The sequence below is a fragment of the Bradyrhizobium tropiciagri genome (assembly GCF_001189845.1).
Classification (GTDB): Bacteria; Pseudomonadota; Alphaproteobacteria; order Rhizobiales; family Xanthobacteraceae; genus Bradyrhizobium; species Bradyrhizobium tropiciagri.
In genome coordinates this window covers 25,765-49,704 of the sequence record NZ_LFLZ01000028.1, presented here as the reverse complement: position 1 = coordinate 49,704, position 23,940 = coordinate 25,765, and the positions used below count along the sequence as shown (strand labels likewise).

The following is a 23,940-nucleotide window of genomic DNA, read 5'->3' as shown; positions in this document are numbered from 1 at the left end:
ATCACCTCTGGATCCGCGCGGCCAATGGCTTCCGCTCGGTGCTGACCGGAACGAGGCGAGCCTCGCCGCTCTCATCACCGCCGGGCTGCGGCAGTGTGAGCACCGCGCCATGCTCGTCTTTCTCCATCGTGGCTTCGCGCGCCTTGATGGTTCGCAGCTTCCAGCCCTGGAAATCGTCGCCGATCCTCAGCCGCAGTGCAGTCTTGTTCGATTGATCGAGAAAGATCCCGAAGCTTTCATCATCTCCGGAGATGGTGCCGACCAGCGACAGCGGCGGCGGCTCGGTCGCGACCTTGCGCGGCGGTGGCGGCGGCGGCTTGCTGACCTCCGGCTCCGCAACGGCGACAGGCGGCGGCCGCCGCGACGGCGAGAACACCGGGCGGTCGCGGGTGTTGGACAGCGTGGTGAGCGGGATGCCCCACAATGGATTGGCGCTGAGCGGCCGGGGCGTCGGCGCCGGCGCAGGGGCCACGCGGACCGACGTCACCGGCTCTGAGGCCGGCGGCGAACTCAGCACCGGTCCACCCAGGCGGGTTTCGTCGAGCAACCCGGCATCGAGCGCATCGCCGGACCGGTCAGGCACGGCAGCCAATGCGGCATGAACCGACACCGCCAACAGCACGATGGTCGCAGCATAGCGTCGCATCATTTGGCTCCTCGCCATTGTCCGGAGACACCAAGCAGCACCCGCAACTTGCCGGGATCGCGGCCCTTGGCAGCTTCGTCGGCAACCGGTTGCACCACCAGTTGGTCGATGAACAGGAACGGCATGCCGGCTTCGAGGTCGTAGAGCACCTGCTGCAATTGCGCCTGCTCGATCTCGCTGCTTGCCACCATGCTGATGAAGCCGGCCTTGGCCGGCGCGTTGGGCACGTCGAGCTGCGTCGACAGCACATTGCCGCCGGCCTTGATCACCGCGCCCGACACCCGCTGCAGCAGGGTGGCGCCGGCGACCGTGACGGTCGCCCCTTCGAGATAGGCGGAACCGGTCGGCATGGCCGCCTCTCCGGGCGCGGTCTTCGCCTTCGATCGTCCCTCCAACTGCTCCAGCATCCCGGCCGACGCCGCGACATCGCTGCGCAGGCCGATGATGTCCGAGAGCGACGAGATGACGACAAAGAGCAGCAGCACGAACAGACCGAGATAGCTCGCGGTCGCGACCAGTGGCGAGGTGCTGACGGCGGTCAACGATCGGGATGCGCTCATGAGCCGGATCCAAAATAAGCAGAGATATTGGCCTCGACGTGGAACCGCTCCGCCGATTCATTCGCGGCGCGGGTCGTCGGCGCGAAGAACGTCGCGCGGGTGAATTGCGGCGACTGCTCCAGCAGCCGGATCAGGGACGGCGCATCCTGGGTCAGCCCCACCACCTGCACCTTGTTGCCCTCGATGCGGAGCTCCGTCACATAGGTCGTGTCGGGCAGCACGCGCGAGATCGCTTCCAGAACCATGACGCTCGACGGCGTCGTCTGCTTGCGCTTGGCCAGCAGGCCGAGGCCGGACGTATCGCCATTGGCATCGAGACGCAGCGCGGCACGGCGCTGCGAGATGCGGTGTTGCAGGTCCTCCTGCTCGGATTGCAGCCAGCCGCCGACATAGATGTTGAGCAGCAGGCAGACCGCGGCCGCGGCCGCCGTCGAGGCCAGGCCGATGCGCAGCAGCCGCGGCACCGCAGGTCCGGCGAGGCCGCGCAGCGATCGGTCGAGCAGCGTCACCTGCTGCGGGGTACCGTCGCTGCCGACCGCCGGCGCCGTGACCGCAATGGAGGCGGCGCCGAGCATCCTGGCCATCCGGATCAACGGATCGACCTTGGCCGCCGCGGTGGCGCTGAACGCGACTTCGATGCGGTCGTTGGAAATCGGCTGCGGCGAACCCCAGCCGAAGACTGCATCGGCGGCGGTCCATGGCGTCAGCCGGTCGACCTGCGCGCGGATCATCCCGTCAAGGAAGTCGGCCGCCTGACTCGGGAAGTCGAGCACGCGGCTGACGACATGATCCGATCGCAATCGCACCTCGATGCGGCTGCCATCGAGGGCCGTCTTCCAGTCCGCCGGCAGCGGAGGCTGCGGCGCGTCGTGATCGAGCCGGAACGACGCCGGCGTCAGGGGCGAGCCATCCTTCGCCACCGCGAGACGGGCGGTGAACGTGCCGTCGCCATTCTCGTCGAACTCGACGCTGCGCCGGCGCATGAACCTGCCCGCGACGCCGTCAACGGCAGTTGCGACCGCTCCGATCCATTGCTCGAACCATTGCCGTGCTTCGGCCAGCATTGCCATCACCCTCTCCCGCGCAACAGAACCGGGCTTCTCGGTTCAAGGTCGTTCTGCCAGGACAACACACGATAAGGCTCCGCTTTGTCGCCGAGCGCGATCACCGCTTCAGACGTGGTGCGGTGACCGTTGCGGAACCGGATCGAGATCGCGATCCGGTAGCAGGGGCTCTGCGCCGTCGAGGCCGCACTTTGCGGGTTCGGAGCCTGCGCTCCCGCGGCGAGGCCGTTCGGCGCCGCGGCATTCGAGCCGGGAGCATTCGAGCCGAGCACATTCGATCCAGGAGCACTCGCCCCGAAACCGTCCTGTGCTTTGCCCGATACCTTATCCATAGCCAGCACGACTTCCGGCGCGGCGATTTTCGGATCAACATCCGGACTGCCGTTGAACACCGTCACGAATGGCAGCACGCGATCGACAAAGGCCTCGGGGATGCCGGCGACCAGCGCAAGCTCGTTGACATGGGTGAACAGCCCCTGTCGCGGCGAATAGCCCAGCGCGTTGTAGCGCGCGCCTCGACATTCTCGCTGCCCGGCGCAGGCCGGGTCCGCCAGCCGACGATCCGGTCGGCATATTCGCTGGCGGCATCCTTCGGAGCGCCGAGCACGACGAAGAGGCCGATCAGCATCTCCTTCGACGCGTAATTCAGGTCGACGCGGCCGGCTTCCGACGTGAAGCTCACATTGACGCTGGCATCATCCAGTCCGAAATGAAACGCCCCGTATTGCGGCCGCGTCTTCTCATCCGTCAGCGTCAGCTGATAGGCGGTGAGCTCGAGCCCGGCCGAGACCAGCGCCTCGGTCTGCAACGACACGTCGCTCGCCGCCAGCGCTCGCGCCGATGCAGCAAGATAGGCCGAGAAGATGATCGCCAGCGACGACAGCGCCAGCAGGATCCAGAGCACCGCAACGATGACGAAGCCGCGGTCGGCCGGCGATCGGCCGCTATTGCCGGGCGCGCCCATCACGTCTTCCCCTGATCGGTCGGAACGTTGGCGCTGCCCTTGTCGCCGCAATTGCCGTCCGGCTTGGTGCAGTCGCTCGGAATCTGGACATGGACCGGCGCAATGGTCGAAACCGACAAGACGCGCTGGCTCGCCGCGTCACGTACGGTCAACCGGATCATCGCCGGCAGCCGGTCGGCATCCTTCCACGCGCTCCTCCAGGCCCGGTCTGCACCGGCATAGGCGAAGGACAGCCGATAGGGCGCACGCAGCAGCACCACGGGGCTGCCGAGATGCACCTGCTCCGACAGCGACACTCCGTCGGCGAGCGGGGTGAAGCGCGCCTGCGAGCGAACCGTGACGAACTCGCCGCGTTCCCGGACCTCGCCGAGGTGCACCACGTCGAGCCCCGGCCCCGCATTCGGCCCCACCGAGGTCCGCACGAACGTGACCGACAGTTCCGATCCGTCGAACAGCGGCTTGTGGGTATCGCGGTTGGCCGCAACGAACTCGGCCGCGGCGAGATCGGCGCCGATCCGTTCCAGCGCGATCCCGATCAATTCACTGCGCTGGATCCGGTCGAGCCCCCTGTTCCAGCTCGGCAGCCATTCTCCCGTGATGCCGGCAAGTGCCGACAGCAACAACCCCATCAGCGCCAGCGCGACGATCATCTCGACCAGCGTGAAGCCGCACTCATTGGTTCGCCGTGCTGTCACTGCCCGGATCCTTCCGAAGACCTCGGCATCAGGCGCACGGTGCGAATGTCGGACAGCGCACCGCCAGGAGATTTGACGCGAATCCGCACCAGCTCCGGAGCCCAGGGCGCGTTGCCATCAGGGACTTTCCAGTCGCCACCGAGCGGGCTGACCTCGATGGTCCAGCGATAGCCCTCCGCCTGTCCCGTCGTCGCGCCCGACTGCAACTCGGCGCGCGGCGGAATGCCGACCGTCATCAATGTCCGCACCGCCTGCATCAGCGCCACGTGCTGCTCCATGGCCCGGACGCCGCGCGTCTTGACGCCCATGACGGCGCCGATCGCAACGATCGAGACAGCCACCAGCGCCAGCGCCACCAGCACTTCGATGATGGTGAACCCCGCATCAGCGCGGTCAGTTGGCGGCGACGTCGCGAGCAACGATTTCAACCCTTCCGGTGAGCCAGTTGACGCGGACCTCATAGCCAGCATCGAGCCGCGTCAGCGCGATGGAGCCGCCGCAGGAACCGCCATTGGCGAAGAAACGGATGGTCGACAGCGCCGCGCGGCGCTCACAGCTCTGCGGCAACACTGCATCGAACCGCACGTCATCGGGAATCCGCACCGTCATGCGCGACGCCCCTGAATGGATCACGCGGCTCGGCGCGTCGACCAGCGTCGCGACGCTGGTGCTGCGCTCGATGGCGGCGTTTCGATCGGCCTTCAGCAGCGTCGCGGTCTGCAGCGCATAGGCTTGCAGGCGCGACCGCGAGGTCTGGTGCGGAATGAACGGAAGCAGCACGGCCGCCAGCAGCGCGATGATGGCGAGCACGCACACCATCTCGAGCAGGGTGAAACCGCGCTGCGCCGCCTCATTCATGCTTGCCATGCATCCTTATTGGTCGGTGTTGGCGGCCGTGGTCTTCTCGAGCGAGATATCGGCCGAGGTGCCGCTGCCGCCCTCCTGACCGTCAGAACCGTAGGAGACGATGTCATAAGGGCCGTGCTCGCCGGGCGAGCGATAGATGTAGGCGTGATTCCAGGGATCGTTCGGCACGTTGCCGCCCTTCAGATACGGGCCGTTCCAGGCCGCGACCCCGGGCGTGCGCCGAACCAGCGCTGCGAGCCCCTCCGCCGTGGACGGGAAGCGCCCGGCGTCGAGATAGAACAGGTCGAGCGCGCTCGAGAAGCTCTGCAGCTGAATGCGCGCGGTCTTGATCTTGGACTCGCTGAGATAGTTGAGCACGCGCGGCCCGATCAGCCCCATGATGAGGCCGATGATCGCAATCACCACCAGCATCTCGACCAGGGTGAAGCCCGCCTCGCCCGAACGCCTTGGCTGTTGCGATCGGGCGCGATCGCGTCCCGCTCGCGTGGAAAATGCTTCGATGATGCTGTTGCGCGATATCATGACCGATGACCTCTGCTTTAACCGACTAGCTGCGTGACCGAGAGCAGCGCCGTCATGACCGAGACGATCAGCCCGCCGACCACGGTGCTGATCGTGATGATCGCCAGCGGACCGACGATGCCGACGACGCGGTCCAGGCTGCGCTGCAATTTAGCTTCGTAGAATTCCGCGACCCGCCCGGCCAGTACCGGCAGCTGCCCGGTCTCTTCGCCGAGTCGCAGCATGCGGACCGCCATCGGCGGCAGGCTGTCCGCCACCGCGAGTGCTTCGGATAATTTTCCGCCATGACGGACGCGGTCCGCGGCGGCGGTCCAGTTCGCCTCGCTCCCGGTCACCGCCATGATGTCGACGAGGATGCGCAATGCGGCCGTGAGGTTGACGCCGCTGCCGAGCAGGACGCCCAGATTGCGGCAGAACAGGCTGGCGCGATAGAACTGGAAGGCGCTGCTGATACCCGGCACCCGCGAAATGCCGTTGACCAGCGCGGCGCGCACCCGCGCCTGCCGCAGCAGCCACCATGCGAGCGCAATCGTCGCCGCGCTGATCAGGCTTGCCGCCGTGGCGTTGGCGCGCAGGAAATCCGACAGCGCGATGAAGCTGGCGAGCGCGGTATCCGACTTGCCGCCGAAATCGCCGAGCACGGTCGAGAATTGCGGCAGCACGAACAGCAGGAAGAACAGCATCACGCCGGATGCCGCGACCAGCACGAAGGCCGGATACTGCATGGCGTCGGTCAGCTTGCGCCGCATCTGCTCGGACCGCGCGCGCTCGGTCCCGAGCATCTCCAGCACGGAGTCGAGCGTGCCGGAGATTTCGCCGACCCGGACCAGCGCGATGTACATCGGCTGGAACAGGGTCGGATGATCCGCCACCGCATCGGCAAAGCTCTCGCCGGTGAGCAGGGCTGCGCGGATCTTGGCCACCACCGGGCGCATCCGGCCGACATCGGCATCGCCGGACAAAAGCTCCAGAGCATCGTCGAGACGCGCGCCGGCCTTGAGCAGCAACGCGAGGTCGCGCGTGAAGGTGGTGACCTCGGCGGCACTCGGCCCGCCGAACAGGCTGCGGCCGCCGGCGGCACTGGATGCGCGCTTGTCCTCGGTGGTCTCGATCGGCAGCAGCTTGAGATATTCGATCCGCCGCGCCACCTCGGCCGCGGTCGGAGCCGAGATCGTGCCGTTCACGATCTCGCCGGCCTGGGTCAAAGCGCGATAGCGATAATTCGGCACGGCGTCACCGCACCGTGGCAACGCGGAGGATCTCGGCGGGCGAGGTCAATCCGGCGCGGCATTTGGCGACCCCGTCATCGAGCATCGTGGTCATGCCCGCCCGGATCGCCATCGTATCGATCTTCAGCCCGTCGGTTCGCTCTCCGATCAGTTCACGCAGTTCGTTGGATAGTTCGAGCAGTTCGAACACGCCGAGACGGCCGCGATAGCCGGTGCCGCCGCAGCGCTCGCAGCCGCATGGCTCCTGGATGATCTCCTCGGCCCGGAAGCCAAGCGCGGCGAGCCGGGGATCCTCGGTGAAATCGGCAGCGGCCAGCGGCCGCGCCGTCTTGCAGCGCTCGCATAATTGCCGGACCAGACGTTGCGCGATCACGCCGCGCAACACCGAGCGCAGCAGATAGCCTTCGACCCCGAGGTCGAGCAGGCGCGGCACCGCGGCCGCCGCGGTCTCGGTGTGCAGCGTCGTCAGCACCAGATGCCCGGTCAGCGCGGCATGCACCGCGACATGCGCGGTCTCGGAATCGCGGATTTCACCGACCATGATGACATCAGGGTCCTGGCGGACAAAGGAGCGCAGCGCGGTGGCGAAGGTCAGGCCGATCGCCGGCTTGATCTGGGACTGGTTGACGCCGGGAATCTCGTATTCGACCGGGTCCTCGATGGTCAGGATCTTGCGGCTCGGCTCATTGAGGATCGACAGGATCGTCGCCAGCGTCGTGGTCTTACCGCTGCCGGTCGGCCCGGTGATCACGACCATGCCGTGCGGCAGCTTCAAGAGCCGCCGCAGCTTGCCTTCGTCGGTCGCGGAGAAGCCGAGCTTCTCGACCACCAGCAGGCCGCGATCCTTGGGCAGGATGCGGATGACGGCGGATTCGCCATGCTGCGTCGGCATGATCGCGACGCGGATATCGATGTCGGTCCGTCCGGCCCGCAGCCGTGCCGCACCGTCCTGCGGCAGGCGCCGCTCGGCGATGTTGAGATTGGCGATGATCTTGATGCGGGAGACCACCGCCTGCGGCAGCACGCCCGACAGCGCCGCAACCGGCCGCAGCAGGCCATCGATGCGTAGGCGGACCATCAGGCCGGCCGAGAACGGCTCGATATGGATGTCGCTGGCGCGAAGCTCGACCGCCTTCTCGATCAGATCGTTGACCGCGCGCACCACCGGGGCGCCGCTGGCCAGATCGCGCAGGCTCTCGATGTCGTCTTCCCGGGGCAGCGCCGCCGTCGTGTCGGCGGCCTCGACCTCCTCGGCGCTGGAGGCGTTGTTCAGCGCGATGGCGACATCCTCAGATGAGGCCACCTTCACATTGATGCCGGCGCCCAGCACAATCTGTGCCGCCCGCAGCGTCGCCTGGTCGGTCGGATCGACCACGGCGAGGGTAACGGTCCCATCGGCCGCCCGGCACGGATAGACCATGGTCTCGCGCAGGAAGCGCGGCGAGAACGAGCCGACCAGCGGCTCGGCCGAGGTCATATCCTGGAGCGTCAGACGGCCAAGCGCGAAGAAGCGCGCGGCCTCGTCGGCGAATTCGGTCGGCGAGAGACTGGTGACCTCCCACAGCTTCAGCTGCCTGACATCGGCGCCCGGCCCGGTCCGGTCAGCCGCCCCGTCGATCGGCGTCAGGTGATTGTTCTGACGGAGATAATCCACGAACCGAACGGACAGGTCGTTGGCCATTCCTTGTATCCCGCCACACTATCCTGGATCAGCTCGTGCCAAGGTCCGCGCGTTCGGCTCCCGGCGGTTCTGCGGTTATCGATCCGAAGTGTGACAGCTGTGCGAAGCCGCATCGTTCGCCTCGCTCAAGAAGCCTTGACGTGGCTTCGCGGACACGACGACGGGGCGTCGGCTGCACAGATTTTGGTGCGATGCGACGGGCAGGCCGCGAACGACAATCATGTAACCAATTTATTTCTGTCATGTTCGATCGCTAAGAGTCCTCCCGGGGTAGGACCGATCGTCGCAAGCAATCGAAATTTCAGTTAGTCAGAGCGAAGGGCCTTCATGCAACGCGTAGGCACAGTGGGCCGCTGCCCGACGATCCGCGGCGGCCTCGCAGCCATTTTTGCCTTGACGTCGTTGGGGTTGCTGGCGTCCTGCAATTCCGCGACGGTCGGCGAGAGCGTCGACGCGTCCCAGCTCGACGTGACGGACAAGGTGCGCTCGCTGGATCTGGCGCAGCGCCAGCCGCAGCCGGTCAGCGCGCTGGCGGCGACGGGCAGCGGCCAGAGCGGCAGCGTCCGCGCGGCGATGTATGATGGAAGCGAAGTGACCGGCATCGCGGATGCGCGGCCGCAACCGACGTCAAACGGCAATGGCTTCGACCTGAATTTCGAGAGCACGCCGGTGGCGACCGTCGCCAAGGTCGTGCTCGGCGACATCCTGCATGTCGGCTACACCATCGACCCGCGGGTGCAGGGCACGGTGAGCCTGGTGTCGGTCCGCCCGGTGCCGAAATCCGACATGGTCTTCGTGCTCGAAAACGCGCTCCGCCTGAGCGGCGTCGTGTTGCTGAAGGATACGTCGGGCTATCGCCTGACGCCGCTCGGCGATGCCGTCGGCGGCGGTCGCGTCGATGCCGCGGCAGCCAATCCCGAGGCCGGATTCGGCGTCTCGGTGGTCCCCCTGCAATATGTGTCGGCCCAGACCCTGCTGAAGCTGACCGACAGCTTCGCCACAAGGGCCGGCTCGGTCCGCGCCGACACGACGCGCAATCTGCTTCTGATCCAGGGCACCGGCGCCGAGCGCCGCACCGCCGTCGACACCGTGCTCAGCTTCGACGTCGACTGGATGCGCGGCCAGTCCGTCGGCATCTTCCCGATCTCGAGCGGGTCGCCCGCGCCCGTCATTGCCGAGCTGGAGAAGATCGTCGATTCCGGCGAGAACGGCCTCAGCCAGAACGTCATCAAGTTCATGCCGATCCAGCGCCTCAATGCGGTGCTGGTGGTGACCAAGAAGCCGGAGATGCTGCACACGGCTGCGACCTGGATCAAGCGCCTCGACCGCAACGACACCGCGCGCACCTCGGTCCATGTCTACCGCGTCAAATACGGCGACGCGCGCCAGATCGCGCGGGTGCTGACCGACATGTTCCTCGGCGGCTCGTCCGGCAATTTGCTCGACAGCGCCGACAGCCAGCTCGCGCCCGGCTCCGGCACTTCGTCGACCTCAAGCGTCGCCGATCGTCTCTCGCTCAACAACAACAGCGGCTCGAATTCGGGCATGAGCGGCTTCGCAAACCGCGGCACGTCGGGGACGGGCCAGGGCCTCGGCCAGGGATTTGGCACGGGCGGGCAAGCGAACAATCCCAACAATCAAGGCCAGGGCAACAATGCCGCCCTGGATGCCGGACGCGGCGCGTCGGGCTCCGGCAATGGCCAGCCCGTCATGCAGGACGTGCGCATCACGCCCGATGTCGTGAACAACAATCTGCTGATCTATGCCGACCAGGCCAATTATCGCATCATCGAGGCGACGCTGGTGCAGATCGACGAGCCGCAACTCCAGGTCGCGATCGACGCGACGATCGCCGAGGTCACGCTCAACAACACCCTGTCCTATGGCGTGCAGACCTACCTCACCAGCCGGAGCCTCGGCCTGAAGCCGAACATGGGCTCGTTCACGGGCACCCAGGCCACCACGCGCCCGCGACCACCACGGACGCGACCACCGGCGTCGCCTCCGTCGCCGGCTCGGTCACCAACGCCTTCATCAACCGGGCCTTCCCCGGCTTCAACTTCCTGGTCGGGTCCGAGACGCAGCCGAGCTTCATCCTGGATGCGCTGCATGCCGTCACCAGCGTCAAGGTGCTCTCCAATCCGTCGCTGGTCGTGATCAACAACCAGGTCGCGACCCTGCAGGTCGGCGACGTCGTCCCGGTATCGACCGGCAGCGCGACGGTGCTGACCACGAGCAATACGGTGGTCAACACCATCGACTATCGCAACACCGGCATCATCCTGAAGGTCTCGCCGCGCGTCAGCGTCAACGGCACCGTGCGGCTCGATATCGAGCAGGAGATCAGCAACGTTCCGCAGAGCAGCACGGTGAACCTGACGCCGACAGTGTCCGAGCGGCGGGTCAAGAGCCAGATTTCGGTCGCCAACGGCCAGACCGTGCTGCTGGCGGGCCTGATCAGCGAGCAGCAGAGCGGCGCCCGCAACGCGCTTCCGGTGCTTGACCAGATTCCCGGCCTCGGCGATGCCTTCGGGCATCAGAGCAACGGCACCCAGCGCACTGAGCTGATCATCTTCATCCGCCCGCAGATCATCCGCAACGGTTCCGACGCCCAGACCGTGGCCGAAGAGCTTCGCTCGAAATTGCGCGGCAGCATCGCCACGACAACGACCAATGCGCCGATCACCACCAGCTATCACTGAGCCGGGCATGAGCGCACGCAGCCTTTTCACATCGCGCAAGCCGCTCTGCGCCTCGCTTGCTGTCGCGCTTTGGGCGATGACCGCATCCGTCGCGAGCGCCGACGGCGTCGCGCGGGGCGCAGCCGCCTTCCATCGCGGCGACTATGTCAGGGCGGCTCAGGAGCTCGCGCCCGCCGCCGAGCGCGGCAACCCAAGAGCGCTCGGCTTGCTCGGCTTCATGTATGAGCACGGCTTCGGCGTCCCGCAGGCCTACGCCGCTGCCGCCGACCTCTACTATCGCGGTGCCGTGCAGGGCGATCCGTTCGCGCAAGCCCAGCTCGGCCTGATCTATGACAAGGGCCACGGCGTCCCGACCGATTTTGTGCTGGCCTACAAATGGCTCAATCTGGCGGCGGCCCGCGCTGGCGGGCGGCAGCGTGACGCCTATCTCAGGTTCCGCGATGCAGTCGCATCGAAACTCTCGACCTATGAGATCATTGCCGGCCAGCGGTTTGCATTGGAATGGGTCCCGGAGCGGCCGGCGTCGGACGTGCACCTGACGGTCAAGTAATCAGCGACCGCTAGCCCGCGCTGCGCGAGCTGTTGCGGTCCCGCGACAGCGAGATTTGCATCGCGCTGTCGCTCTTCCCCGGCCGCGATCCCGCCCCCTCGCCGTCACCTGCCGGACGAGCCCGTCGCGTCGCCGAGCCCGATGACCTGGAAGGCGCTGTTCTCGTTGTAGGTCTGCTTCTCGCGCCGCTTGCGCTTCTGCTCCGGCGTCTCCTCCGGCTGGGTCTCGTCATCGCCACCGCCGCCGCCGTAGCCCATGACTTCGACGATGATGATCGAGGGCTGGTCGTTATTCTTTGGCGGTGGCGGCACGGCCTGCTGGCTGGCGGCAGTGGTGTTCGACGCTGCCGTCAGCGCGCCAACTGGCGGCCCCTGCACCGTCGGAATGCCGGTCGAGGTGCCCTGCACCTGGATGTTGGCGGCGTTGACCACCTGCAGCGCCGCGAGGTTGACGTTGCCCGAGACGCGGATGCCGGCTTCGCCTGCATCGATGGTGCCGAGCGGCGCGATCAGGTCGATGTTTCCGGGCGGGACTTCGGGAATCGGATTGAGCGTCGCGATGCCCGCGCCGGTCGAGGGCACGCTCGGCGACAGCTTGACGCTGCCGTAGGGATCGTAAGTGCGCTTAGGCGGCGTGAAGATCGTCGTCGTCTTCGAGCCGCGGCCGGCGTTGATGTCGCCGGTCGCCGACCACGCGATGATGTTGCCGCCGAACGTCGTCATGATGCGGCTCTGGCCAAGCAGCACGCTGCCGAGCGAATAGACGTCGATGTCGCCTTGCCCTTGCGTGATCAGGCCCGCGCCGGACACCGGCGTCACGCCCTCGACCCCGATGATCGTCTGTCCGCCGGGATTGAGGATCTGGATGTCGCCGCCGAACTGCGTCTGAATGCCGGCATCGGCCAGATATGTCGTGCCGTCGCTCTTCTTGGCGACGCCGCTGAACAGGGTGATGTTGCCCGAGTACGGGACCGGATTGCCTGACGCATCCTGGTCCGGGAACAGCGTGGCGATCGCCTGACGGCCACGCAGATAGCTGCCGTGGCGACTGCTGTCCCTGTTGTTGTACTCGCGACCGCCTTCCCTCAATTCCGCGTAATAGACCTGGCGGACAAACACGCCCTGCTGCTCGATCGGCAGCGCCAGGAAGAAGCTGAGCGCATCGTCCTTCGTGCCTGTGAAGACGTAGAGCTGGCCGTCATGCGAATAGTTCCGGCTCGGCGAGAACCGCTCGCGCAGCCAGTCGTACAATTCGTCGGCGTAGGTCTTTGCCACCTTGCCGCTGCCTGCGAGCGGCCGGCCGTCGCCGGGGAGCTGGTTCGCGGCATTGAAATACAGCTTGGCGAAATCGGTGTAGTCGGGGCCGCTGGCGCCGACGCCGGCGATCGTGACAATGCCCGCACCGCCCGTTGTGTTGGATTGATTGACGATATCGCCAACGCTGACCAGCGAGCCGTAGTAGCCCTGGTAGAGGTTGCGGCCGGCCTGCAGCTGCAGCAGACCTGGGCCGGCAACGATGACCGATTGATAGAAGATATCGCGGCCGGCCTGCATCAGGGAGATGTCGTTCGGCCCGTTGTTCAGGAATACGCTGGCCACGGGACCGGTGCCGACGATATCGCGACCGGCGATCACCTCGAACGGCTTGGCGGCGATGTACCAGGTGCTGTGGGTGGGATAGAAACCCTGGGAGAAGCTTTGCGTCTTTGGCAGCACCTCTCCAAGGGTCAGATCGGTGATGTCGACGCCGGCATAGACCAGGGCCGGCAGGTTGTCGGCCGAGTGCAGGTTGGAGACCGGCAAGTCCTCGCCGAAAGCGATTGGATTGAGCGGGTTGTCCCGGAAAGCGGCGTTCGCCCAGGCATTGCTGTCACCACCCCCACCCGTGCCGGTGCTGAAGACAGCATTGAACGGCGTCGCCAACGTGCTCATGTCCGCGCCGGACATCGCCACCACCTGATCCGTCCCGTAGATCGAGCCGGCCGCCAGCAGCGCGAGTTGGCCGAATGGCGACGGCATCAGTTCAATGGCCGGACTACCTCCACCAGCTCCAGGCTCTGCAAACCGGATGTCGCCATTGGCGGCCACGACAGTCAGCGTGCCTGGAAAGAAACCGGTGCTGTTGAAGGAAATTCCGGCCAACACGGCTGCATCGCCGCCCGCGGCGTAAAGACCGATCGCGGTTCGCGGCGTCCACAACGTGAAGTTCGATTGCCCGCCGCTCCTGAGCATTGTGGTGCCGTCCGCGTTGCGGACCGTGTAAGCGATCCCGTTCAGATCGACCGGCGTCGCCATGCCGGCGTCGCCTGCGCCGCCGAGCACGAGGTCGCCGCGCGTCACGATGCTGACGCTACCGTCACCCGGGATGACGAGCGGGCCCGGCGTCTTGAGCGAGCGCTTGAAGACAGTGGGATCGACGGCACGCGGATCGTAGGACACCAGATAGGAGGCCCAGGTGTTCGGGGCCAATGCACCGACGGCTCCGGCGCTGACGGTGACGTCGCCGCGCAGATTGGTGATCGAGCCGTAATAGTCCGGCACCGGTCCGAAAGGCGTGGTCGCTGCCACCGGATTGAGTCCGCCGCCGACCTTCACGACAAGATTGCCGCCGCCGGCTTGCACCAGCGTGCCGTCCGGCAGCACGCGGCCGGTCGAGGCGACTGCCAGATCAAGGCCGGTCGAGCCGTTGCCGGTGACGCCGGCATTGCCGCCCGCGATCACGGTCAGGTTGCCGCCGCCGAGCGTGCCGATCCCCTGGAAACCGATCAGCTGCTGGCCGCTGCTCCATGCGTAGGTCTTCGCGAGCGTACCGAAATTGATCCACCACGCGACCGGATCGGAAGAGGCGCCGCCCCCTTGCAGGTGGAGCCAATTGGCGGTGAGGTTGGAATCGACGAAGCGGGTGTTGTTGTCCGCGATCTGGATGTTGCCGGTGATATCCCGTTGCGCGGTGAACAGGAGGTCGCCGCCATGCTCGGTGTACCACGCGTGCGAGTTGCCGCTGCTGGTGACCCCGACGAGATCGTAGGGATTGCTGCCGTCAGCGGCCAGCATCGGCTTCGCCTGCGTGCCGGCCGTATAGACGCCATATGGCGTAGCCTCGCTGAAGCTGCCGCCGGCCATCAGATCGAGGCTGCCGGTACCCGTGCGCACGACGCTGAAGAAGGTGCCATTGCGCGACGCATCGTAGGCCGGATCGCTCAGCGTCAGGTTGCCGCGCCCGTTCAGCGCCTGCGTTGTCTGCAAGGCGCGCTGGTCGGCGCCGGCAAGATCTGCACCGCTCACGAGCCGGATCGATGCGGAGAGCGAGCCGGGCGCGAGCATTGGCGCTGCAGCCGACGTGGCAGCTACGCTGGGAATTCCAGGCGTGACCACCGCTCCAAGCGGAGGTAACGTAGCAATATCGAAGATCAAGAAGCCGTTCCCACCTAACGAAGGTCCGGGATTCAGCGTCGTGCCGGCCGGGATCGTGTTACCCGGCCCATATTGATGGCCATTGACGTCGACGAATGGGATCCCATACAGCGAGACCATAGACTGGTAGAACTGATCGTCCGGTACCGTCCAGTCATTCATCAGTGTCACACTGTTGGAATAAACGTAACTGGAATTGTTCAGGCCGGTATCGCTGGGCGACCACAGCTGCGCGTTGGGATCATGAGGGATATCGATCAGCTTGTAGACCGCTGGCGTTCCCGGTGACGACTTGAACCCGTCCGAGATGCTTCCGTTGACCGTCACGTTGCCGCCGGCGCGAATTGCCAGGGCCATCGGTTCACCGGCGCCGTAGCTCGCCGAATTCGGATCACGATCCGCGCGCGCGCCGTAGCGGTACTTGGCAAGGTCGATATCGCCTGATGTCGACAGGTCGCCACTCGATGTGATCTGGACGCCCGGCCGCAGGTGTAGGTGCTGCCGTAAGCCGACAGGCCCGCAACGCGCGCCGCCAGGCCGGCGTTGCCCAACGCAGCGTTGATGAAGGCAGTGCTTGCGGTGTCGTAGCCGTCGAGCGTCGTCTGACTGATGGTGCTGCCGCCCGGCAGGTCATAGGTCCAGAATGCGTTGAGCGCGATGCTGTATGCACCCCTGATGTAGAGCGGAGCCGCCGCGTTGATGGCGATATCGCCCGAGGTCTCGCCGGTGCGCTGTGCGTTCAGCACGACGTCGCCATAGGCGACACCGTTCGGCGCCGAGAGATCCATGGTCGCGCCCGGCGACAGCGTGAGCACGCCGCCCGCCGCGGTCAATTCGATATGGCCGCGGTTCTTCGCCTCGATCGGCTGGCCGTAGCTGTCGACCTGCAGCACCGTGCCGTGAACGTCGAGCACGGCGGTCGGCGCAAGCGTAAGCCCGTGGCCGGCCGAGAGCCGGATTGTGCCGGGCGCGACGCCGGACGCATCGATGGTGCCGGCGACGGACAGGCTGCCATTGTCGACGGCAATCGCGACGTTGCTGGCTCTCACGCCGTCGCCGACGACCAGATCGCCATTTCTGATGTCGAAGCCGCGTGCATCGAAGAAGCCGCCTTGGGTCAACAGCGCATTGAGTGCCGCGAAATCCGCGCTGGACAGCGTGCCGGTGGTGACGCTGAAATCGCCGCTGGCGTAGCCGTTCGTCGCCGCACCATAGAGCGCACCGTTGAGCACGACCGGCCCATTGGCCGCAGCGATGCTGATCGATCCGGCGCCGGCATTGGTCGCGGAGACATCGATCACGGAGCCGGCAACCTGCGTCAGACCGCCCTGCGCGCTGTTGAAGATCGCGGTGCCGCCGAAGCCATAGACGGTTGTCCGCTGGATCGCGGACGGCCGACCAGCCAGATCGACACGGCTTGCGGACCCGAGCACGATATCATCAGTCGCATTGACGACGAGCTTGCCGCTCGGCAGCAGGATCGTGCTGCCGATCCCGACGCTGCCGCCGGTCAGGTCGATCTCGGCGCCGGCCACGGTGGAGCTCGCCGTGCTTGCCGCAAGACCCGCAGGCGTAACCACATTGAGCGCGCCGCCCGCGGCATAGGCCATGATCGACTTCTGCGCGCCGGTGAGAAGCGGCGTCGCCAGCGTCAGGTTGCCGCCGGTGCCGCTCTGGCCGAATACGGCTGCGGGATCCGAGCTCGGCGACTGATAGACGAACAGCTTGCTGTTGCCGGCCGAGACGATCCGGGCGTTGCCGGTGATGTCGACATTGCCGAAGCCGTAGATCACGCGGTTCGCAGTCGAGGTGTCGAGCGAAGTAAACCTGCCGAAATCGATCTCATCGGCGACGAGGTTGAACGTGCCGATTCCGGTTCCCGGCCCGCCTGCGGCGATGGCCGGCGGCGTCGCACCGCTGATGCCGTTCCACGTGATCTTGCTGGCGGCGATCGTGGAGCTGTCACCGGCCGCACCATAGCCATAGATCGCCGACGTGTTCAGCACCAGATTGACGCCGCTGCCGGTGGCGTCGAGGCCGGCGCCGCCGAACAGGTTGATCGAGTTCCCCGCGGCAAGCGTGATGGTCTTCAACGCCGGCGCGTAATGCAGGGGATCACCATGGACCAGCGTGTTGAATAGCGCCTGATCGAACAGCAAGCCCGCCCGTGCGCCGGTCGCGGCGATCGTCGCCGCGTCGCCGATATTGATCGTGCCGACCGCAAGCGCGATGTTGCTCGATCCGAAATGCGCTGTCGGATCGATCGTGGAAGCGCCGTTGGTGACGAACGCCAGCGTTCCATCGGAGTAAAGCGATGAACCGGCGCCGATCGTGATGGAGCCGCTGCCGACGTTGGAGGGCAGGAAGTTGATGTCTCCGTTGGACAGCGCCAGCACCGTGGCTTGGCCGGCAGCATAGCTCATGCCGGTGGACGCCGAATCGAACGGAACCACGCCTTGCCCGACGGTGCTGAGCGTGACGTTGTTGCCGACGCTGATGTTGTTGCCGATCAGGAACATCTCGCCGGCGGAGAGAGCAACGCCGTCCCGGATGAAGAGGTCGGTTGCTCTTGGATTGAGGGTCAATGTACCGTCCAAAATCCTGACGGTTCCATTGACCAGCAGACGCGGCGCCCTGAGCCCGTCGATCTCTGCGGCGCGAATCGAGACACCGGTGAACCCCGCCGTCGGCGCATCGGCATAGATCTCGCCGACACCCAGCAGCGCCGCCTGACCGGCGGCGCCCCCTGGCGCACCCTGAAACAAGGCGGTCCCGTTGAAGGTCAGCGCCGCACCGATCGTGGTGGGGTCCTGTGTCTCGAACAGCACTTCCAGCGTCTTTCCGTCGCTCGGCAGCAATGGACGCAGGCCGCCGAATTGGGTGACGTTGGCAATCAGGAAGTCGCTGTAACCCTGCTCGTTGAATTGCGAGTATTTGCGGACGGCGGTGCCTGCGGTGATCAGCGCCGTCACCGGGAGGCTCCCCTTGATCGTGGTGTTGGCGATGCCGGTCGCGACCGAAGCGGCGTAGGTGCCGTTGCCGATCATGATCGGGCTGCCAACCGGCGTCGTGCTGCTGCCCCCGAGCTCGACGCGGTAGGCACCAGGCAGCAGCGCGTAGTTGGAGGGCAGCAATGTATAGGTTCCCGCCGGCAATCCCGGGACGCCGGACGGCACCGTGATCTGCTGACCGACCGCAGGATCGCCGGCGCCGTTCTCGGGCGCGATCGGCGCATAGCTGGAGTTGTAGCCGGGGAGGATGGCATAGACCTTGTCGGTCGCCTTGCTGACGGGGGTCGTGGGGTTGGCGTTGACGAGCGGCGTGTTGATCACATTGACCGAGCCGCCGCGTCCGGAGACGAAGCCCGCGCCGGTCAGCGTACCGCCGCCCGACATGTCCAGGACCGCACCGCTCGCGACGTTGATCGACTGACCGTCCAGGATGATGCCGGTCTGCGGCCCGTTGTTGTTGAAGTTGGTCAGGTCGATCTTGCGGATGCTCGCGCCATTATACGTGTAGGTGACGCCGTCGATCGTGCCGCCATAGGGGATGGTCAGGCCAGCCATCGAGACCGAGGTCAGGCTGCCCGGAAGCAGATCGACATGCGGCGTGAAGACCGGCCAGCTTAGTCCGAAGGTCAGGAGACCGAGTGGTGCGCGAACGATGCCGCCCTGCTCGATCACCGGCGCCTGGAAAGCGAGCTGGCCGAACACCGACAGCGGTGCATCCGGAATGGTGTCCGTCGTACGCCCGATGGTCAGCGTCGCGGTCGGATCGGAGTTGCCGCTGCCGGCGAAGACGGTCGCGATGGTGTTGGTCGCGGGATAGATCTGCGCGGCAAGAAGTTCGAGATTGCCGCTGGTGGACAACTGGGTGGTGATCACCCCGGGCATCGACAGGAAGCGGATATCGCCCTGGCTGACCAGCTTCGTGGTCAGGAATCCCGCCGCAAACATGTTGTTCGGCGAACGCGCCGAGAATCCGATCAAGCCCTGGATGTCGATCTGGTTTGCATCGGCCTCGAAGGTCGCCGTGGTCGGCAAGACCGCACCGCCGGGATTGCGGATGCTGCCGCTGATGGTCCCGTCAGGGACGACAGCGGTCGCCTCACGGAACAGGATGTAGGGCGCCGACAGCTTCACGCTGCCCATCGTGGTCGGCATCGAAGGAACGATCGGTCCAACCACCGGAGCTCCCGACGTGAAGGCTGCCGCGGTCAGCGTCAGGCTGCGACCCAAGGCCAGCGAGACGTTGCCGGAGAACTGCATGTAGTCGCCGGAGGTCAGCGTCAGGCTGTCGAACCCGCCGGCCTTGACCATGTCGGCGCTCACGGTGGCTTGTCCGAACGCGAGATGCGACGCTCCCGTTCCCGGGGCGAGATCCGCCGGCAGCGAGGAATCCGGACGCGTCTGCACCACGGTCATCAGGCTTGGAACGATCGCATTGGCCGGCGGCGTCACCCCGTTGGGGAATGAATTGCCGTCGAAGTTCGGCGTCGTGAGCGCGATCGACAGTTTGCCGCCGGCAGCACCGCCTCCGCCGGAGAAGGCATGGATATCGCCGTCGAGATAGAGCCCGCTCTGCGACGCCAGCGTGATGGAGCCGCCATTCGTCGTGATCATCTGCGGCCGGCTTGACGACGGCGCGCCTCCCGCTGCGAGATCGATCGCAAGCTGGGTGCCGTCGGCATTGAGCTCGGCACCCGGGCGCAGGATCACGAAGGCGCCGCCGCCGTTGACGGTGATGGAGCCGCCATCGGTTGCCCGCCCGAACGGATGTCCGGAAGTGTCGGTCGCCTGATAGGCCAGCCCCGAGACATCGAGCTTGGCAGCGGCATCGACCCAGATCGAAACGCCGCGGCCATTGCCCTTGAGGTCGAAGTTAAAACCGCCCTGAACCGGTGAACCGTAGGCGTCATTGACCAGATTGATGCTGCCGCCATGCGCGGTGAGGCTGCCGAACACGCTGATCTGACCGAAGGCATCGAGCGTGATGCTCTGGTTCGGATCGACGCTGAGCGAAGCGCCGTCGCCAACCACGATGCCACCGCCGTTCACGAGGGCACCACCTCCCGATTTGATCAGCGAGCGCAACGTGACGCTGACGCCGCCCCGCTGGCTCACCGTGGCCTTGACCGGATCCTCGGTGAACAGCGGCGGCGTCCACAGCAGCAGCGCCGACGACGGATCGCTGCCGGAAGGTGCGGCAAAGCTGTTCGCGGTGAACCGGTAGACCGGCATCGCGGCCGCAACCACCGTGTTGTTGGCCACCACAACACCCAGCCCGCCATTGATGTCGTAATTCGAGAAGCCGGCCGTGAAGAACGAGGATTGCAGCGCTGGCGCAGGCTCGATCGCCACAGTCTGCGGCAACGCCGTGCCGACCGGAATAATGCTGCCGATCGGGTAGGTCATCGGCGTGGACTGGATCGTTCCGGCCGCGTAGGTCACTTGGTAGGGTTTGACCGGAAGACCGTCCGGGAACACGTTTGAAGGAACGATGCTCCCGGCGGGAATGACAGCATTTCCCGCCCAGTTCGTGATGGTCGAGCCGGCGGGCACAACCGACGACCCACAGGGCCATCCGCCGTAGCAACTGTTGCTTCCGCCACTGGTCGCCCACACTGTCAGCCCGTTCGGAACCTGCCAATCCGCGCCGGTCGGGCCGCTTGGCAACGTGTCGCTGAGCGGCACGTCAGCGAGCAGCGGCGTATCGAAGGTCATTTTCGTGAGCGTGAGCGTCAGCGCAGTCGGCAGCGGTTGCCCCGCCGGAATGGTCATCGTCTGCTTCAGCTTTACCGCGGCCGGCGCCGGCATGCCGGCCGGCAAGATGCCACCCGCGAGCTCGGCATTGTCGCCGATCAGGATGTTGCCGGGCGTCGATATCGTCAGCGTGCCGCCGCCGGTGACGCCAAAGGCGCGGATCGCGCCGTCGAGAACCAGGTTTCCGTCACCCGGCGTTCCGCCATCCTGCTGGGCATGGCCCGCGATGATCGTGACGTTGCCACCCTTGCCGCCTTTCGTCTTGCCGGTGGCAAGAACGGCCGCGCCGGAGGACACGTCGATGACGCTGCCGGCGGCGAGCGTGACGTCCTGAGTGGAATCGAAGGTGACGTTGCCACCGTCGAGGAGGGCAAGACCCGCAACGCCGGTCGGATCGGTCTGCGCATTGACCCACAGGCCGCGCGTATCGATGGTGACGCCGGACTCCAGCGTCAGCGCAGCGCCGCCGGTCGCATTCGTCAATGTAATCGTACCGGTCGCGGTATTGAGAATGTTGCTGATCGTGACGCTGCCGGAGCGCGCGGTGATACCGGCCGCGATGTCGACGGTCGGAGCGATCAGCTTGACCTGCGCGCCCGGCGCAAATTGCAGCGGCGCATCGATCGCGATCTTGCTGGATGTGTTGACGTTGAGGCCGCCGAGGCCGAAGCCGTTGAGCGTCGGCGCATCGAAATACGCGGTGTTGACGCGATTGGCCGGCAGCGCGGAGGTCGCATCGAGGTTGCCCGCGACCGGCGCGACGTTGCCGAACGACACTTCGGTGTTGTACGCGCCGGCAAGACCATAGCTGTTGTACTGCCCGAGCGCGAGCGTGCCGGCGAGCGGCACGGTGGTCTGCGTCAGCTTGTAGCCGTCGGTGACAGCGGCCGGGCGCTTGGAGAGCTGCGCTTCGCCGTCGATCACATTGGCAAGGATCGCACCCTCGAACACCGAGGTCGGGGTCGCAAGAACGAGACTGCCTGCATCGCGCCCCACGGTGTAGCCGCTTTCCCAGCGGCTGCTGCCCTTGCCGAATGGGCTGAGATAGACCTCGACGACGTTCCAGTGCGCGTGATTGACGATGAAGCCGTTCGCCACTGCGACATAGGTCAAGTTGGCCGGCGCATCGTCGGCATTGTAGATGCGGCCGTCATTGCCGAGCAGAAGCGTCTGCCGCACATAGCCGCTCTGATACTGCACCGCTCCGCCGGAGATGTTGAAGAGCGAGCCCCGCTGCGCCACCACTTCCGGCGCCGACAGCGTGATGGTTCCGCCGACCGCGGTCCATTCGCCGATCTTGTGGCTGGTGTTGTTCAGATAGCCCGAGACCTCAAGGAGTCCGCCGGCGGTGTAGTAGCGGTCCGTCGCATAGCCACCGGTGCCGGCAGGCACCAGCGTGAGATCACGCGCGTCGATCCACATGTTGCTGTTGAGCAGCGTGCCGCTGTCGCGATTCTGCGGGCTGTCGCGCAGCTCGTTGCCCTGGACGTTGACCTTGATCGCATTGGCGGACACCGACAGCACGGTGCCGACCGTACCGGAGACATCGATCACCGAGCCGGTCTCGGCGAACACGCGCTTGCCGGCGGAGGCCACGACCTGGCCGCCTTGCGCCATGGTCAGCGAGCCGTTCCTGAAATCGATCGTGCCGCCGGTGACGATCTCGATGCGGGACTGGTCCGGACGATCGGCCAGCGTCGAGAGATTGTCGAACTGGCCGGTGGCCAGCAGGTTGGGGCCCGCCGAGGCGATCAGGGCATCGCGCTGCGAATTGAATGCGGTCGCGCTGGGATCGACGCCGGAGATCAGCGCCGCGGCGGCATCGGTCTCGGGCAGGATCAGGCTGATGCCGTTATTGGTCAGCGTGACGCTGCCGGTGGCATTGGACGCCGAGTTGAGCAGATGGATGGTGCCGCGCTGATTGACCGAGGTGGTAGAGACGACGATGCCGTCCTGAGTGACGGCATGGCCGGCCAGCGTGATGTCGCCCTGCTGGGCGAGGACGAGACCGGTGTTCGTGACCGTGCCGCTGGCGCTTCCGCTGCGCAGCAGTGGCGCGATCTCGTTGCCACGCGTGGTCGAGTTCTGGTTGGAGTTGGTGCCGTAACCGGCGCGCAAGACAAAATCGTCGCCGGCGGCGAACTGGGTCTGCCCCTTCGGCGTGGTGATGGCGCCGGCATTGTTGACCTCGGTGCCCATCAGCAGCACGAAGCCGCCGCCCGCCGTCACTGAGGACGGCGCATTGGTCGTGATCAGCGCGCCGCTCTCGACCACGATCTTGCCGCCGGCGCCGGTGAAGCTCGGCGCATAGACGATTTGTGCGCCGCTGCCGGTCGTGGTCGAGTAGATGCCGTTGCTGAGGAACTGATTGTCTACGATATTGGCGCTGGACGCGATCAGCGAGCCGACATTGATCTGGCTGGCGCCACCGAAGATGATGCCGTTCTGATTGATCACCAGCACCTGACCGGGAGCCGTGACGCGGCCGAGGATCTGGCTCGGCCCGGTGTTGCCGACCACGCGGTTCAGCGCGGTCCAGCTGCCGGCCTGCTGGTTGAAATTGAGCGTGGTCTGGCTGCCGACGTTGAAGCTCTGCCAGTTGAGGATCGCCTGCGGCGCGGTTTGATTGATGGTGACCGTGGTCTGGGCGCCGGTTGCGGTCTGGCTCGGCAGCGCAGCGCCTTGCCAGAGGCTAGAGCCCGGCACGGCGCCCGGCGCAACCTGGAGCCCGCCCGCAGCAAGGCCGTTCGGCACCGCCACTTGCGGCAACGTGCTCGATCGCTGCGAGGCGGCAGCGGCGCTGCGCGCGGCGGACTGTGCGGCCTGCAAGGCCTGGATGGCCTGGGTCGCACGCGTCAGCGCACCCTGGCTTTGCCTGGCGACTTCGGTCGCCTGCTGGGCCGCGGCGGTTGCCGCATCGCTCGCAATCGTCGGCGCCGACGTCGTCGTCGCGAAATTGCCGAACGGGCGCGCGGACACGCCCTCCAGCCCGGTCAGCAGCAGCGCCAGCGTGCTTGTTCCCGCGAGCAGCATGGAGCGGGATGCCAATCCAATCCGCGGGCGCGGAGGAAGCGGCGCGACCCGGCGCTGATCGTGGCGGGAACGGTGGGCGACGCGCTGACGAGACGGCATGGGATGTCCCCTGGGAACAACGGACGGAAAGCTGCGCAGATCGGATCTGCACAGGCGCTCGTCACACGGCGAGACCGCATGCCGGGCTTCTCGTCCCCAAGGACGCCATTTGATCGGCGGGACCGAACAACAAAATAGCACGCTGCATCACAA

The 23,940-nt window shown here is 66.2% G+C and carries 14 protein-coding genes and 1 pseudogene; 2 read left to right on the top strand and 13 right to left on the bottom strand.

The window, feature by feature from the left end; genetic code table 11:
* Position 1: 1 nt before the first annotated feature.
* The 11 genes from AKN84_RS22320 to AKN84_RS22270 are packed head-to-tail and all read right to left on the bottom strand — an operon-like array spanning position 2 to position 8,228.
* The gene (locus tag AKN84_RS22320) at positions 2-646 is read right to left on the bottom strand and encodes a hypothetical protein (RefSeq protein ID WP_244485379.1); all 645 of its coding nucleotides are present in this window, start codon (positions 644-646) and stop codon (positions 2-4) included.
* Entirely contained in the window at positions 646-1,206 is a 561-nt protein-coding gene (gene gspM / locus AKN84_RS22315) for a type II secretion system protein GspM (RefSeq protein ID WP_050422763.1), read from the bottom strand. The genes AKN84_RS22320 and gspM overlap by 1 nt, the downstream gene beginning before the upstream one ends.
* Positions 1,203-2,276 (bottom strand): PilN domain-containing protein, encoded by a 1,074-nt coding sequence (locus tag AKN84_RS22310; RefSeq protein ID WP_050422762.1) that lies wholly within the window; start codon positions 2,274-2,276, stop codon positions 1,203-1,205. The genes gspM and AKN84_RS22310 overlap by 4 nt, the downstream gene beginning before the upstream one ends.
* Positions 2,276-2,668: a hypothetical protein gene (locus AKN84_RS49200; protein ID WP_347337362.1), complete on the bottom strand. Its 393-nt coding sequence runs from the start codon at positions 2,666-2,668 to the stop codon at positions 2,276-2,278. The genes AKN84_RS22310 and AKN84_RS49200 overlap by 1 nt, the downstream gene beginning before the upstream one ends.
* A complete protein-coding gene (locus AKN84_RS49195) occupies positions 2,665-3,234 on the bottom strand; it encodes a hypothetical protein (protein WP_050422760.1) in 570 nt (189 codons plus the stop codon). Before AKN84_RS49195 ends, AKN84_RS49200 begins: the two co-directional genes overlap by 4 nt.
* Positions 3,234-3,929 (bottom strand): PulJ/GspJ family protein, encoded by a 696-nt coding sequence (locus tag AKN84_RS22295; protein WP_244485377.1) that lies wholly within the window; start codon positions 3,927-3,929, stop codon positions 3,234-3,236. Before AKN84_RS22295 ends, AKN84_RS49195 begins: the two co-directional genes overlap by 1 nt.
* Complete coding sequence (locus AKN84_RS22290) at positions 3,926-4,357, bottom strand: prepilin-type N-terminal cleavage/methylation domain-containing protein (RefSeq protein ID WP_244485375.1); 432 nt, start codon at positions 4,355-4,357, stop codon at positions 3,926-3,928. The genes AKN84_RS22295 and AKN84_RS22290 overlap by 4 nt, the downstream gene beginning before the upstream one ends.
* Positions 4,323-4,787 carry a type II secretion system protein gene (locus AKN84_RS22285; protein ID WP_050422807.1) on the bottom strand — a complete coding sequence of 155 codons (465 nt, stop codon included), beginning with the start codon at positions 4,785-4,787 and terminating at the stop codon, positions 4,323-4,325. Before AKN84_RS22285 ends, AKN84_RS22290 begins: the two co-directional genes overlap by 35 nt.
* A 15-nt stretch (positions 4,788-4,802) precedes the next feature.
* Complete coding sequence (gene gspG / locus AKN84_RS22280; protein ID WP_050422759.1) at positions 4,803-5,318, bottom strand: type II secretion system major pseudopilin GspG; 516 nt, start codon at positions 5,316-5,318, stop codon at positions 4,803-4,805.
* 17 nt (positions 5,319-5,335) lie between these two features.
* Positions 5,336-6,547 (bottom strand): type II secretion system F family protein, encoded by a 1,212-nt coding sequence (locus tag AKN84_RS22275; RefSeq protein ID WP_050422758.1) that lies wholly within the window; start codon positions 6,545-6,547, stop codon positions 5,336-5,338.
* Positions 6,548-6,551: 4 nt separating this feature from the next.
* Entirely contained in the window at positions 6,552-8,228 is a 1,677-nt protein-coding gene (locus AKN84_RS22270; RefSeq protein ID WP_050422757.1) for a GspE/PulE family protein, read from the bottom strand.
* A 327-nt stretch (positions 8,229-8,555) separates the two neighbouring features.
* Between AKN84_RS22270 and gspD the strand changes: the two are divergent.
* Positions 8,556-10,930, top strand: a pseudogene (gene gspD / locus AKN84_RS22265) (type II secretion system secretin GspD).
* 76 nt (positions 10,931-11,006) lie between these two features.
* The gene (locus AKN84_RS22260; protein WP_050422806.1) at positions 11,007-11,480 is read left to right on the top strand and encodes a tetratricopeptide repeat protein; all 474 of its coding nucleotides are present in this window, start codon (positions 11,007-11,009) and stop codon (positions 11,478-11,480) included.
* A 104-nt stretch (positions 11,481-11,584) separates the two neighbouring features.
* Here AKN84_RS22260 and AKN84_RS22255 read toward each other — a convergent pair whose 3' ends face one another.
* Both AKN84_RS22255 and AKN84_RS22250 read right to left on the bottom strand, forming a co-directional pair.
* Positions 11,585-15,250 (bottom strand): filamentous hemagglutinin family protein, encoded by a 3,666-nt coding sequence (locus tag AKN84_RS22255; protein ID WP_050422756.1) that lies wholly within the window; start codon positions 15,248-15,250, stop codon positions 11,585-11,587.
* Positions 15,217-23,787: a two-partner secretion domain-containing protein gene (locus tag AKN84_RS22250; protein WP_128971064.1), complete on the bottom strand. Its 8,571-nt coding sequence runs from the start codon at positions 23,785-23,787 to the stop codon at positions 15,217-15,219. Before AKN84_RS22250 ends, AKN84_RS22255 begins: the two co-directional genes overlap by 34 nt.
* Positions 23,788-23,940: the final 153 nt, after the last annotated feature.

Excerpts from the sequence above, each read along its gene's own strand:
- AKN84_RS22320 (WP_244485379.1), bottom strand. The coding sequence starts at position 646 with ATGCGACGCTATGCTGCGACCATCGTGCTGTTGGCGGTGTCGGTTCAT.
- gspM (WP_050422763.1), bottom strand. The coding sequence starts at position 1,206 with ATGAGCGCATCCCGATCGTTGACCGCCGTCAGCACCTCGCCACTGGTC.
- AKN84_RS22310 (WP_050422762.1), bottom strand. The coding sequence starts at position 2,276 with ATGGCAATGCTGGCCGAAGCACGGCAATGGTTCGAGCAATGGATCGGA.
- AKN84_RS49195 (WP_050422760.1), bottom strand. The coding sequence starts at position 3,234 with ATGGGCGCGCCCGGCAATAGCGGCCGATCGCCGGCCGACCGCGGCTTC.
- AKN84_RS22285 (WP_050422807.1), bottom strand. The coding sequence starts at position 4,787 with ATGAATGAGGCGGCGCAGCGCGGTTTCACCCTGCTCGAGATGGTGTGC.
- gspG (WP_050422759.1), bottom strand. The coding sequence starts at position 5,318 with ATGATATCGCGCAACAGCATCATCGAAGCATTTTCCACGCGAGCGGGA.
- AKN84_RS22270 (WP_050422757.1), bottom strand. The coding sequence starts at position 8,228 with ATGGCCAACGACCTGTCCGTTCGGTTCGTGGATTATCTCCGTCAGAAC.
- AKN84_RS22260 (WP_050422806.1), top strand. The coding sequence starts at position 11,007 with ATGACCGCATCCGTCGCGAGCGCCGACGGCGTCGCGCGGGGCGCAGCC.
- AKN84_RS22255 (WP_050422756.1), bottom strand. The coding sequence starts at position 15,250 with ATGGCCCTGGCAATTCGCGCCGGCGGCAACGTGACGGTCAACGGAAGC.
- AKN84_RS22250 (WP_128971064.1), bottom strand. The coding sequence starts at position 23,787 with ATGCCGTCTCGTCAGCGCGTCGCCCACCGTTCCCGCCACGATCAGCGC.